The following is a 12,916-nucleotide window of genomic DNA, read 5'->3' on the forward strand; positions in this document are numbered from 1 at the left end:
GAGAGCCAACCATGCACAGCCTGATCGTCGTCGCCCACCCCAATCCCAATTCACTGACCCACGCCATTGCTCAGCGCGTCGCAGCAGGCATCACCAGTGCCAACCCGCACCACACCTTCGAGCTGGCCGACCTGGCCGAGGAAGGTTTCGACCCGCGCTTCAATCAGGCGGATCAGGCGTTGTTCACGAAGCAGGCAGCAGCACCCGCCGATGTCGCAGCCGAGCAACAGCGGCTGGATCGTGCCGACGCCCTGGTGATCGTCTACCCGATTTACTGGTGGTCGTTCCCCGCCTTGCTCAAGGGCTGGATAGACCGTGTATTCGCCCAGGGCTGGGCCTATGAGGACAGTGACAACGGCAAGGTGGTGAAGAAACTGCAACGCCTGCAGGTTCATCTGGTTGCCATCGGTGGCGCCGATGAAGGCACCTTCACTCGACACGGCTACGCTCCCGCGATGAAGACCCAGATCGACCACGGGATTTTCGATTACTGCGGTGCAAGCGTGCGCAGCTCCGCCGTGCTACTGGCTTCGGATGCCGGTTACCCAGCGGCTCATCTGGAGACTGCACAGAAGATCGGTGCTGGCGTATTCGCTTCCCAGCCCTGAGTCGGAGTGGGACAATCGGGCGCATGACCTCGCCTACTTCCACGCCCTCGCGCCGACGCCTGCCCCGAGAAGCCCGCACTCGCCAGTTGCTGGAAACGTCGTGGACGCTGATCCGCGACGAGGGCACGGACGCTCTCACCCTCGGCCGCCTGGCCGAGGCTGCCGGCATCACCAAGCCGGTGGTCTACGACCACTTCGGCACCCGCAATGGCCTGCTGGCCGCCCTCTACGAAGACTACGACATTCGGCAAACCGCCCTCTTCGATGCCGCTGTCGCAGCCGCCAAGTCCAACGTGCAGGACAAGGCTCGTGTCATTGCCGGCGCGTATGTCGATTGCGTGCTGACCCAGGGGCGCGAGATCCAGGACGTGCTGGCTGCACTCAGCGGTTCGCCCGAGCTGGCCGCAGTCAAGCGTCAGTACCAGGAGGCCTTCATCAAGAAGTGCGCCGGGATATTCGCGCCTTTCGCCGGGCCAGAGGGCGTTTCGACAGCCAGCCTGTGGGCGATGCTGGGAGCCGCCGACGCCCTGTCGGATGCCGCAGTCGTGGGCGACATCACCGAGGCACAGGCCAAGGAAGAACTGCGCCTGACCATCCTGGGAATGGTTCAGCGCAGCAACTAAGCCCCCACCATAAGCGGCTCAGCACCTGTAATCGCCCCCCGCCACACCCAGCAGAAACACGAACGCCCGCATAGGCGGGCGTTCGTGTTCAAGCGCTCAATCAACTGCTGATGAAGGGAAACACGCCCAGCAACAGGGCCGCCGCCAGGATCACCATGCACACCATCACCGCCCATTTGAGGGTGAAGCGTTGCAGGTCGCCGAACTCGATCTTGGCCAGGCCGATCAGCAGGTAGGTGGACGGCACCAGTGGGCTGAGCAGGTGCACCGGCTGGCCGACGATGGAGGCGCGAGCCATTTCCACGGCGCTGATGCCGTAGCTGGACGCTGCCTGGTTCAGCACCGGCAGGATGCCGTAGTAGAAGGCATCGTTGGACATGAAGAAGGTGAACGGCATGCTCACCAGCGCTGTGATCACCGCCAGGTGCGGGCCGAGTGCCTCGGGGATGACCGCCAGCAGGCTCTTGGACATCGCTTCGACCATGCCGGTACCGCTAAGGATGCCGGTGAAGATACCCGCCGCGAAGATCAACCCGACCACCGCCAGGACATTGCCGGCATGCGCCGCGATGCGCTCCTTCTGCTGTTGCAGGCAGGGATAGTTGATGATCATGGCGATGCTGAAGGCGATCATGAACAGCACCGGCATCGGCAGCAGGCCGGCGATCAGAGTGGTCATCAGCACAACGGTGAGGATGGCGTTGACCCACAGCAGCTTCGGCCTGCGCGCCTCGGGAAACTGCGACACGCTGATCTCTTCCTGAGTGAGCTGATCGTCCGGCAGGTGCAGCACACCCAGGCGCTTGCGCTCGCGCAGGCCATAGAGATACGCGACGCCGAACAGCGCGATGGCGCCGATGACCATGCCCGGAATCATCGGCACGAAGACATCGGACGGGTCGACGTGCAGGGCACTGGCGGCACGTGCGGTCGGGCCGCCCCAGGGCGTCATGTTCATGATGCCGCCAGCCATGATGATCAGACCGGCCATGATGGTCGGGCTCATTTTCAGGCGGCTGTACAGCGGCAGCATGGCGCCGACGCAGATCATGTAGGTGGTCGAGCCGTCGCCATCCAGGGAGACGATCAGCGCCAGGGCCACGGTGCCGACCGCGACCTTTAGCGGATCGCCCTTGACCAGTTTGAGGATCAGGCGCACGGGCGGATCGAACAGCCCGGAGTCGATCATGATGGCGAAGTAGAGGATGGCGAACATCAGCATCACGCCGGTGGGCGCGAGCTTGCTGATGCCTTCGAGCATCATCGGGCCGATCTGGTTGGCGAAACCACCGATCAGCGCGAAGAGGATGGGGATGATGATCAGGGCAATCAGCGCCGACAGGCGTTTGCTCATGATCAGGTACATGAAAGTCGAGACCATGGCGAAGCCAAGGAATGTGAGCATGGGATTCTCCGGACGTGATTCGGCTGGGTGCGAGGGCGATCAGCGGGGGTTGCTGGACGGACGAACGGAGAGAGGGAACGCGAGGCCTGTCAGAGGCATGGATGTGTACCGTATTGTTCTTGTTGGTAATGGTCGGCCGCCTGGGCGGTCACGACGCGGTGGCAGGTCTGCGCCCGCCATGGGCAAGAACATAGGCGTGGAAGCTTTCTGGCAGCTTTCATCATGAAGCTGTCACAAAAAATTCATATTTAGCGATTCGCGCGCTGCACGGGCTTGCAGGCGTGTATGGGGATGACGCGCCTCTCATCCCGCATTGGCGCGCTACAGCAACGGGTAAGGATGCCCATGTCGCGGCTAAAGCCCCTCCCACGAACATGGCACTCCAACGGTCACCTGCCAGAACGGCGTATACCCTGCGACACAAGGTTCCGCGCTCACGCCCCATCCCGCGGAGCCAGCCCCGCCAGCAGCTTGCCATTCAATTCATGCAACGTGCGCTGCTCCTCGGCGGTCAATCCTGAGAGCACTCGCTGCAGGTTGGCCACATGGGCGGCGAGCATGTTGTCGATCAGTTCGAAACCAGCCGGCGTCAGCGCCACCAGCACGCCACGGCGATCGCTCGGGTGCTTGCGGCGCTCGATCAACCCGGCTTTCTCCAGGCGGTCGATGCGACTGGTCATACCACCGGAGGAAATCATCGCGCTCTCGTACAACGTGGTCGGCATCAGGGCATAGGGTTCGCCCGATCTGCGCAGGGTCGCGAGCAGGTCGAACTCGCCAGCCTGCAGGCCATGCTCGGCGAAGAACGGCAGCAGATGATCACGGCTGATCAACTGGCTCAGCTCGCCCAGGCGCCCGATCACGGCCATGGAAAAACCGTCCAGATCGGGCCGTTGTTGCTGCCATTGCTCGGCAGCCAGTTGCGCACGGTCTTGCATGTCGCCCTCGATTTATCTTGCCATCAAGATACTTTTCAAAAAGAATGTTTCCATCGTAGCGTATCCACACCAGGGAGGCACCCGCATGTCGGGCAATCAATATCGACCACTTCTGGCATTGGCCTTGTTGTTCACGGTCGGCGCGCTGATGGGGCTGACCAGCATCCTGGTCAAGCTTGCCGGCAACGCGGGCTGGCAGCCGATGGCCTATCTGCTGTGGAGCCTGCTCGGTGGTGGTCTGCTGCTGTTGCTGTTCGCCTGGTGGCGTGGCGAGCGACCTGGCATGAGCCTGCCGCAACAGCGCTACTACCTCGCCTCCGGCCTGCTCAGCATTGCCGTGCCGAACGCCCTGCTGTTCAGCTCCATCAGCCATGTCGGCGCCGGTTTCGCCTCGATGTGCCTGGCCTTCCCGCCCTTGTTCACCTACCTGCTGGCCCTGGCGCTGCGCATGGAGGCGCTCAGCCGCATCCGCCTGCTGGGCATCTGCATCGGTCTGTCCGGCAGCCTGCTGCTGGCGCTGGGCAAGCTGCACGGCGGCAGCAGTCCGGTTCTGTGGGTGATAGCAGCGCTGTGCGTGCCGGTGTTCCTCGCGCTGGGCAATATCTATCGCGCCCGCTACTGGCCCAGCGGTGCCACGCCACTATCGCTGGCTCCCGGCATGCTGCTCGGCGGCGCCGTGCTGCTGGTGCCCACCGCCCTGGTCGGCGTCGACTTTTCCCTCCAGCTGAGCAGTGCCATGGCCGTCGGCCTGCTGCTGGCGCAGATGCTGCTGTTCGCGACGGTCTACGCGCTGTTCTTCGTTCTGCAGAACCTGGCTGGCACGGTGTTCCTCAGCCAGATCGGCTCGGTGGCGGCGATCACCGGTGCGGTCATCGCCATCGGCCTGCTCGGTGAACAGGGCAGCCTGAGCCTGCTGCTGGCAGCGCTGTGTATCGTCGTCGGCGTACTGCTGGTGGCCTGGCGCGGCGCGCAGGAGGCACAAGCATGAAGCGCCAGACCTTGCTGCTGATCGCCATCGTTCTGCTCGGGCTGAACCTGCGCCCGGTGCTAGCAGCCATCGGCCCACTGCTCGACCGCATCCAGCTCGACACCGGCCTGGATCATATCGGTGCCAGCCTGCTGACCAGCCTGCCGGTCGTCATCATGGGCCTCGGCGCTCTGGCCGCCGGCCTGCTGCGCAAACGCCTGGGCGAACGCAACGGGATTCTCGTCGGCGTGCTGCTGATCGCCCTCGCCTGCCTGGCGCGCGGCGTGCTGCCCGACTCCAGCATTCTGATCGTCACCGCATTGCTGGCCGGCGCGGGGATCGCCTTCGTGCAAGCGCTTTTGCCGGGCCTGATCAAGTCGCGCTTCGCCGCAGACAGCGGCCGGCTGATCGGTTTCTACAGCTGCGCGATCATGGGTGGCGCGGCCTTCGGTGCGGCGCTGACGCCCTGGCTGGCGCAGTCGATAGGATGGTCGTGGGCACTGGCGAGCTGGACATTGCCCGCCCTGCTCGCTGCCGCACTCTGGCGCCGCGCAGCACCGCCTGAAGCCCTGGCTGCAGCAGACAACGTGCCGCATCTGGATGTCTGGCGCTCGCCCAGAGCCTGGTTGCTGATGAGCTTCTTCGGCATCGGCACCGCCGGCTACACGTTGGTACTGGCCTGGCTGCCGCCCTACTACACCGCGCTGGGCTGGAGTGCGCAGTCCAGCGGTCTGCTGCTGGCTGCGCTGACGCTATGCGAAGTATTCGCCGGCCTGCTGGCATCGAGCCTGCTGCCGCGCTGCCCGGATCGGCGCGTGTTGCTGGGCGTGGTATTGCTTGCGCTGCTGACCGGCCTGCTCGGCCTGATGCTCGCGCCGCTGCAATTGGTGGTGCCGATCTGCATCTTGCTGGGTATCGGCATCGGTGCGCTGTTTCCACTGTCGCTGGTGGTGGCCCAGGATCACCTGGACGACCCGCGCCAGACCGGCGACCTGCTGGCCTTCGTGCAAGGCGGCGGCTACCTGATCGCCGCCACCGCGCCATTCCTGGCAGGCCTGCTACGCCAGTACACCGCCGACCTGCGCCTGAGCTGGCTGGCAATGGCCGCCGCCACCCTGGTACTGATGGGCATGGCAACGCTGTTCAAGCCAGGCAGCGGACGCTTCCATACACGCCCTCTGCCTAAAATGTAGGGCGGACTCGGCATGTAGGGCGGACTCAGGAGCGAAGCGAACAGTCCGCCTATAAAGGCAACAAGGTGTACTGCTTCGCGAGTACACCCTACGTCTAACGTATAAGGCGTACCGACCACCCGCACGCATCAATCGTCATAAAGACCTTCATCCGTCTCCGGCCCTCCCGCCCAGTCCGGCGGGTAGAGCCCGCGCTCAACCTCTCGGCAAAACGTGGAATATGGCCAGTCGCCCACTCGTTGCACCAAGCCATGCTTGAGCGGATTGATATGGATGTAATCGAGATGACGCCTGAAGTCATCCTCATCACGGACAAGATGCTCCCAGTAACGACGCTGCCAGATACCCCGCTCACGTCGGCGTAACAGAATCTTTGAACGCCACTCATCAGCCGGCACATCACGAGAGAAAATCATCTTGATCAAACGCCAGCGCACGGCGAAATCCACGTCGCCTGGCGGAAGTTCGATGAGGCAGTGGAAGTGATCGGGCAATACCACCCAACCATGGATCTCGAACGGATGGCTACGTCGAACGATGCGCACGGCTTCGCGCAGGGTGTCGATATGACGGACAAGCAGATCGTTGCCGTGACGAACACGCAGGGCATGAGTGAAGAAGTAGGTGCCACCTGGGCACCAGGCACGGCGATAGTTAGGCATGAGGCGTCGTCTTTGACGGTTCTAACGAGTAGAGCCTAGACGACAGCTGGACTCGGCGCGTAACGCCGGCCGCTCGTAGTGCCAGCGAACAGTCCACCTGCAAAAACCAAGGCGTACTGCTTCGCGAGTACGCCCTACGGCCGCTGGCCGCTAGCGATAAACCGGGAAGCGCCGGCACAGCTCCGTCACGTCCTGGCGCACCCGGTCACGCACTTCCATTTGCGCGTTGCCACCTACCTCGAGCGCATCCAGCACGTCGCACAGCCATCCAGCCAGGCGTCCGCATTCGGCAATGCCGAAGCCTCGCGTGGTCACGGCTGGCGTACCGATGCGCAGCCCCGAAGTCACGAACGGCGAGCGCGGGTCGTTGGGCACCGAGTTCTTGTTGGCGGTGATATGCGCATCGCTCAGCGCCGCATCCGCCTCCTTGCCGGTGTAAGGCTTGTCGGACAGGTCGATCAGCATCAGGTGGTTGTCGGTGCCACCCGAGACGATGCGATAGCCACGCTGCTGCAGCACGGCAGCCATGGCCCGGGCGTTGCTGACCACCTGGCGCTGATATGCCTTGAACTCGGGCAGCAGCGCCTCCTTGAAGGCTATCGCCTTGGCGGCGATGACGTGCATCAGCGGCCCACCCTGAATGCCCGGGAATACCGCCGAATCGAGCCGTTTGTAGAAATCCTCGCCCTGCCCCTTGGCCAGGATGATGCCGCCGCGCGGGCCGCGCAGGGTCTTGTGGGTAGTGCTGGTAACCACATGGGCATGCGGCAGCGGGCTGGGGTATTCACCGGCGGCCACCAGGCCGGCGACATGCGCCATGTCCACCCAGAAGATCGCACCGACCTTGTCGGCGATGGCACGCATGCGCGCCCAATCCTTGTAGCGTGAATAGGCAGAGAAGCCGCCGATCAGCATCTTCGGCCGGGTCTCCAGGGCGATGCGCTCCATCTCGTCGTAGTCGATCAGGCCGGTCTCGGGGTCGAGGCCATAGGGCACAATGCGATAGTGGCGCCCGGAGAAGTTAGACGGGTTGCCATGCGTCAGGTGGCCCCCCTGCGCCAGGTTCATGCCCATCACGGTATCGCCTGGATTGGTCAACGCCAGGAATACCGCCGCATTGGCCTGGGCCCCGGCATGAGGCTGGACGTTGGCGTAGTCGCAATCGAACAACGCCTTGAGCCGCTCGATGGCCAGGCGCTCGGCCACGTCCACATGCTCGCAACCGCTGTAGTAGCGCTTGCCTGGATAGCCTTCGGCGTACTTGTTGGTGAACACCGAGTTCTGCATCGCCATCACCAGCAGGCTGGCGTAGTTCTCCGAGGCGATCAGCTCGACGTGATCCTCCTGGCGGCCTTCTTCCTGGCGCACGGCATCGGCCAGTTCAGGGTCGAAGTCGGCCAGACTCAGGGCGGTGTCATACATAGGGGTCATTTCCTGTGCGGGTTAAAAAATTGAGCGGTTTGTTGAACGCGCCAAAGGCGTACTGCTTCGTGAACGGATCGCCGCCCGGTACGCCCTACGCGACTAGCCCCAAACACCTCGTAGGGCGAGCTCAGGAGCGCCAGCGAACAGCCCGCCAAAACCTAAGCCAGCAGACGAGCTACACGCCGCGCAATGTCGTCGATCTGCTCTTCGCTGCAGATCAGCGGCGGCAGCAGGCGAATCGTGCTGTCACGGGTGACGGTGATCAGCAGGCGCTGTTCGGCCAGCGCCCTTCCCACCAGTTCCTTGCACGGGCGGTTCAGTTCGATGCCGACCATCAGCCCCTGCCCTCGGATGGCAATGACCTCGGGGTGATCGCCCAGCGTCTGCTGCAAGCGTCCGAGCAGGCGGTCACCCAGTACAGCGGCGCGCTCAGGCAGGCGCTCGCGCTGTATGATCTCGAGCACGCAGCAAGCCACCCGGCAGGCCAATGGATTGCCACCAAACGTGGAGCCATGCAGGCCCGGAGAGAACAGATCAGCCGCCGCCCCGCGCGCCAGGCAGGCGCCAATCGGCACACCGTTGCCCAGAGCCTTGGCCAGGGTCATCACGTCAGCGGTGATACCTGCATGCTGATGGCAGAACCAGGCACCGGTGCGCCCCATGCCTGACTGAATTTCATCGACCATCAACAGCCAGCCATGCTGGTCGCACAGGGCACGCAACTCGCGCAGGTAAGTGCGGCTGGCGACACGGATACCGCCCTCGCCCTGCACCGGTTCGAGCAGTACCGCGACGATGTCCGGATGCTGCTCGGCAGCCTGACGAACAGCTTCGATATCGTCATAGGGCACACGCACGAAGCCCTCCAGCAACGGCTCGAAACCGGCCTGCTTGGCCGGGTTTCCCGAGGCGGACAGCGTGCCGAGGGTGCGCCCATGGAAACCGTTGTCCATCACCAGAATCTTCGGCTGGGCAACGCCGCGACGCTGGCCATGCAGGCGCGCCAGCTTGAGGGCCGCCTCGTTGGCCTCAGCGCCCGAGTTGCAGAAGAAGGCACGCTGCATCCCGGTCAACGCGCACAGGCGCTCGCCCAATCGCTCTTGCCAATCGATACGGAAGACGTTGGAGGTATGCAGCAGCATCCCCGCCTGGTCGGCGATGACCGCCGCGATCTCCGGGTGAGCATGGCCCAGGCTGGTGACGGCCACGCCAGCGATGGCATCGAGGTACTCGACGCCTTCTTCATCCCACAGCAGCGCCCCGCTGCCGCGAACGAAGGACAGCGGTTGGCGGGCATAGGCGCGCATCAGATGAGAATGGGCAGCAGGCATGGATCGAACCTCGATTCGGGACGGTGGAAGAATGGGAAAAGCGTCATGGCTGTTCATCGGATGTAGCGCCTGGCCAGTAATGGCTGTCCGGCAACGGGCGGGCGCCGAAGATCGCCTGGCCGACGCGCACCACCGTGGCGCCCTCCTCGATGGCGATCTCGAAGTCGCCAGACATGCCCATCGACAGCGCATCCAGCTCGACGCCAGCAGGTGCGACCTGACGCAATTGGTCACGCAGGGTGCGTAAACGGATGAAGCACTGGCGCACCCGCTCGGCCTCGCTGGAGAACAGCGCCAGCGTCATCAACCCGCGTACGCGCAATGCGGAGAAGGCCGGCAGTGCCTGAAGGAAGGCCGCCACATCGTCCGGAGCCAGGCCGTACTTGCTGGCTTCGCCGGAGCTGTTGACCTGCACGAACACGTCCAGCGAACGCCCCTCGATCTGCAGGCGACGATCCAGCGCCTCGGCCAGGCGCAGGCTGTCCAGTGCTTGGAACTCCGTGGCGAAGCGCGCCACCAGCTTGGCCTTGTTGGTTTGCAGATGGCCGATGACCGACCATTGCAGATCGCCCAGATCCTGCATGGCCTGCCATTTACCATGCGCCTCCTGCACCTTGTTCTCGCCGAGCATCCGGCAGCCGGCGGCATAGGCCATGCGCAGGCTGGCTTCGGGCTTGGTCTTGCTGACCGGCAGCAGGCGCACCGTGGCCGGGTCGCGATCGACACGCTGGCAAGCCGCTTCGATGCGCCGCTGCACCTCGGCCAGGTTGTGGCGAAACGCCTCGACCGAAGCGGCCTCGGGGTAACGCCCATGGTTGTCGTGGTGAGTCGTTGTCGCGCCAGATACCGGCATCAGTTCGCCCCCTTGTTCAAGGGCAGCTCTGCCGCCGTGGGCTGCACCGCCGGTTGCGACCAGCGGGCATTGAGCACGGCGTAAGCCAGCAAGCCGATCACCAGCCCCCAGAACGCACCACCGATACCCAGCAGGTTGATGTTGGCAGCCGCAGCCAGAAAGGTGATCAGCGATGCCTCGCGGGTCTTCGCGTCGACCATGGCGCTGGCCAGGCTGCCACCGATGGTACCAAGCAGTGCCAGGCCGGCCAGCGTACTGATGAAGGTCGCCGGAAACGCCATGAACACTGCCGCCAGGGTGACGCCGAATACGCCGACCAGGATGTACAGCACGCCGGCGGCGATACCGGCGATCCAGCGCTTGGAGGGGTCTTCATGGGCCTCGCGCCCGGTACAGATGGCCGCAGTGATGGCGGCAAGGTTGAAGGCATGCGAGCCGAATGGCGCCATCAGCAGGGAACCGAGCCCGGTGATGGTGACGATGGGATTGGCGCTGGTGGTGAAGCCATCGTTGCGCAACACCAGCATGCCGGGCATGTATTGCCCGGTCAGGGTAATCAGGAACAGCGGTAACGCCACGCTCAGCAGCGCATTGAGCGAAAACGCCGGCAAGGTGAACACCGGCGCCGCCAGTGTCAGGCTCACTGCCGACAGGTCGACACGCGCCTGCAACAGCAGAAAGGCCAGGCCCAGCAACAGGATGCCGACCACCGCATAACGGCCGCTGAAACGCTTGAACACCAGGTAGACGATGATCAACAACCCAGCCAGCAGCGGGTCGAGGCTGACACTGGCGAACGCACCGATGCCGAACTGCAGCAGGATGCCCGCCAGCAAGCCAGCCGCCACGCCTGGCGGAATCAGACGGATGACCCGCTCGAACCAGCCCGACAAGCCCAGCAGGACGAAGGCCGCCGCCGAGATCAGGTAGGCACCCACGGCCTCGGCGTAAGGCGTGGTCGCCAGCGCCGTCACCAGAAATGCCGCGGCCGGCGTCGACCAGGCGGTGATGATCGGCGCTCGGGCAATCCAGCTCAGCAGGATGCCCGTCACGCCCACACCAATGGAGATCGACCACACCCAGGAAGCCGTCAGCTCAGGACTGAGGCCTGCCACCTTGGCGGCCTGGAATACCAGGATGAAGGTACCGCCGTAGTTGACGATGACCGAGATCAGCCCCGCCACGACGGGATGGGTGAGATCGCCAAAACGGATGGACGAAGACGAAGGATTGGCAGACATGGCCTGACAAGGACTCCTGAAAGAATGGGGAGAAGGCTTGCGAGGCACCGTTATAGGCCTAGAATGGCCTGATTTATCCTGCCATTTTTACAAAGAGATACCGACCAATTGTTCAAACATGCCCAGCTCGAGTCCGTCAAAGCCTGGATCGGCGACCCAGCGCATGGCGGTCAGCCCCTGCACTTGCGCGTGCAGCGGGCGATTCGTCAGTTGATCCTCGATGGCGTACTCGATGTGGGCAAGCCATTGCCGGCATCACGTGCCCTGGCCAAATCCCTGGAGGTATCGCGCGATACGGTCGAAGCGGCCTACGGCCAGTTGCATGCAGAAGGTTTCATCGAGCGCCGCGTCGGTAGCGGCAGCTTCGTCTCGCCACGCACCCAGCGCCTGCCTGGGCGTGGCAGGGCCAGGCACACGCCATCGCGCCAGGCACCGCCACGTCTCAGCCAGCGCGGCGATGCCATGTTCGCGAACGGTGGTGTGCGCGATTTTCTGATGCCACGCCCATTCGCCCCTGGTGTGCCGGAGACGCGCAACTTTCCCCTGCAGACCTGGGAGCGCCTGCAGCGCCAGGTACTCAAGGAGTATGGCCATCAAGCGCTGCTGCACAGCCCGCCACAAGGCGTGGAGACACTGCGCCGCGCCATCGCCGACTACATCAACCTCGAACGAGGCGCCAGCGCCACGGCAGAACGCGTGCTGATCCTCACCAGCTCGCAGCAGGCGCTGACCCTGTGCGCCACTGTGTTGCTCGATGCGGGCGAGCGCATCTTCATCGAAGACCCGGCCTACCACGGCGCACGCAAAGCCTTCGAGGCGGCCGGCCTCGAGTGCGTGCCGGTGCCGCTGGATGAACACGGCATGCAGGTGGAGCGACTGAACCACGAGGGCGAATCCGCCAGGGCGGTGTTCCTCACCCCGTCGCACCAGTTCCCGACGGGCGCGACGCTAGCACTGGATCGCCGCCTGGCCATCATCGAATGGGCGCAGCGTCAGCAAGGCTGGATCATCGAAGACGACTACGACAGCGAATTCCACTACGCCGGCAAACCCACGGCCTGCGTGCAGGGGCTCGACCCGCACGAACGCACGATCTACATCGGCACCTTCACCAAATCGCTGTTTCCCGGCCTGCGCATCGGCTACATGGTGCTGCCGCCACAACTGGTCGCACCCATGACCGTCGCCCGCACCCTGCTCGACGGGCACAGCGCACCGATCCCGCAGCTCACCCTCGCCCGCTTCATCGAGGGCGGTCACTTCGGCGCGCACATCCGCACCATGCGCGCCGTCTATGCCGAACGCCGCGATGTGCTGGCGCGCCTGGTGCGTGAGCACCTCAGCGAGTTCGTCGAAACTCAGGTACCCGGTGGCGGCATGCAGATGCCCTGCACGTTCATCCGCGACATCGACGAAGACGAACTGGTGGCAGCCGCACGCCAGGCCGGCATCGACCTGCTCGGGCTCAGCGCCCTGCACGCCACGCCGCAGCGCACGGCAGGCTTCCTCATGGGCTTCGCCGCCCACGCGCCGCACGAGCTGGAGCCTGCGGTGAAGAAGCTGGCCGGCCTGCTGCGTGCCAGGTGCGGTTGACATGGAAGTCAGGCAATAAAAAGGTTCATCGCATTTTTGGGGGAAATGCTTGGTTGATACCGGACTGGCAAGTTTGT

General features: G+C 64.1%; 12 protein-coding genes. 5 read left to right on the top strand and 7 right to left on the bottom strand.

Features of this window, described 5'->3' with window-relative positions; genetic code table 11:
* Positions 1 to 11 precede the first annotated feature (11 nt).
* Positions 12 to 608: an NAD(P)H-dependent oxidoreductase gene (locus tag HS968_RS17870; RefSeq protein ID WP_182367773.1), complete on the top strand. Its 597-nt coding sequence runs from the start codon at positions 12 to 14 to the stop codon at positions 606 to 608.
* Between the two features lie 23 nt (positions 609 to 631).
* A complete protein-coding gene (locus HS968_RS17875; RefSeq protein ID WP_182367776.1) occupies positions 632 to 1,231 on the top strand; it encodes a TetR/AcrR family transcriptional regulator in 600 nt (199 codons plus the stop codon).
* A gap of 100 nt (positions 1,232 to 1,331) precedes the next feature.
* Here the strand turns inward: HS968_RS17875 and HS968_RS17880 are convergent, their stop codons facing one another.
* Together HS968_RS17880 and HS968_RS17885 are read right to left on the bottom strand one after the other, a co-directional pair.
* The gene (locus tag HS968_RS17880) at positions 1,332 to 2,636 is read right to left on the bottom strand and encodes a CitMHS family transporter (RefSeq protein ID WP_182367778.1); all 1,305 of its coding nucleotides are present in this window, start codon (positions 2,634 to 2,636) and stop codon (positions 1,332 to 1,334) included.
* A gap of 434 nt (positions 2,637 to 3,070) precedes the next feature.
* Positions 3,071 to 3,574, bottom strand: a complete 504-nt coding sequence (locus HS968_RS17885; RefSeq protein ID WP_106736510.1) for a MarR family winged helix-turn-helix transcriptional regulator — start codon at positions 3,572 to 3,574, stop codon at positions 3,071 to 3,073.
* A gap of 85 nt (positions 3,575 to 3,659) precedes the next feature.
* Between HS968_RS17885 and HS968_RS17890 the strand changes: the two genes are divergently transcribed.
* Positions 3,660 to 4,562 carry a DMT family transporter gene (locus tag HS968_RS17890; protein WP_182367781.1) on the top strand — a complete coding sequence of 301 codons (903 nt, stop codon included), beginning with the start codon at positions 3,660 to 3,662 and terminating at the stop codon, positions 4,560 to 4,562.
* Entirely contained in the window at positions 4,559 to 5,734 is a 1,176-nt protein-coding gene (locus HS968_RS17895) for a cyanate transporter (protein ID WP_182367783.1), read from the top strand. The genes HS968_RS17890 and HS968_RS17895 overlap by 4 nt, the downstream gene beginning before the upstream one ends.
* Positions 5,735 to 5,862: 128 nt before the next feature.
* Here the strand turns inward: HS968_RS17895 and HS968_RS17900 are convergent, their stop codons facing one another.
* From HS968_RS17900 to HS968_RS17920, 5 genes are all read right to left on the bottom strand, one after another.
* Positions 5,863 to 6,396: an REP-associated tyrosine transposase gene (locus HS968_RS17900; protein WP_182367787.1), complete on the bottom strand. Its 534-nt coding sequence runs from the start codon at positions 6,394 to 6,396 to the stop codon at positions 5,863 to 5,865.
* A 150-nt stretch (positions 6,397 to 6,546) separates the two neighbouring features.
* Positions 6,547 to 7,818, bottom strand: a complete 1,272-nt coding sequence (glyA, locus tag HS968_RS17905; protein ID WP_182367790.1) for a serine hydroxymethyltransferase — start codon at positions 7,816 to 7,818, stop codon at positions 6,547 to 6,549.
* A 161-nt stretch (positions 7,819 to 7,979) separates the two neighbouring features.
* Positions 7,980 to 9,152, bottom strand: a complete 1,173-nt coding sequence (locus tag HS968_RS17910; RefSeq protein WP_182367793.1) for an aspartate aminotransferase family protein — start codon at positions 9,150 to 9,152, stop codon at positions 7,980 to 7,982.
* A gap of 43 nt (positions 9,153 to 9,195) precedes the next feature.
* Complete coding sequence (locus HS968_RS17915; RefSeq protein WP_182367795.1) at positions 9,196 to 10,005, bottom strand: YggS family pyridoxal phosphate-dependent enzyme; 810 nt, start codon at positions 10,003 to 10,005, stop codon at positions 9,196 to 9,198.
* The gene (locus HS968_RS17920) at positions 10,005 to 11,246 is read right to left on the bottom strand and encodes a benzoate/H(+) symporter BenE family transporter (RefSeq protein WP_182367798.1); all 1,242 of its coding nucleotides are present in this window, start codon (positions 11,244 to 11,246) and stop codon (positions 10,005 to 10,007) included. Before HS968_RS17920 ends, HS968_RS17915 begins: the two co-directional genes overlap by 1 nt.
* A 108-nt stretch (positions 11,247 to 11,354) precedes the next feature.
* On the opposite strand from HS968_RS17920, the gene pdxR reads away from it, so the two are divergent.
* Entirely contained in the window at positions 11,355 to 12,839 is a 1,485-nt protein-coding gene (pdxR, locus tag HS968_RS17925; RefSeq protein ID WP_182367801.1) for a MocR-like pyridoxine biosynthesis transcription factor PdxR, read from the top strand.
* Positions 12,840 to 12,916 lie beyond the last annotated feature (77 nt).

The organism is Pseudomonas berkeleyensis, assembly GCF_014109765.1.
GTDB classification, from domain to species: Bacteria; Pseudomonadota; Gammaproteobacteria; order Pseudomonadales; family Pseudomonadaceae; genus Aquipseudomonas; species Aquipseudomonas berkeleyensis.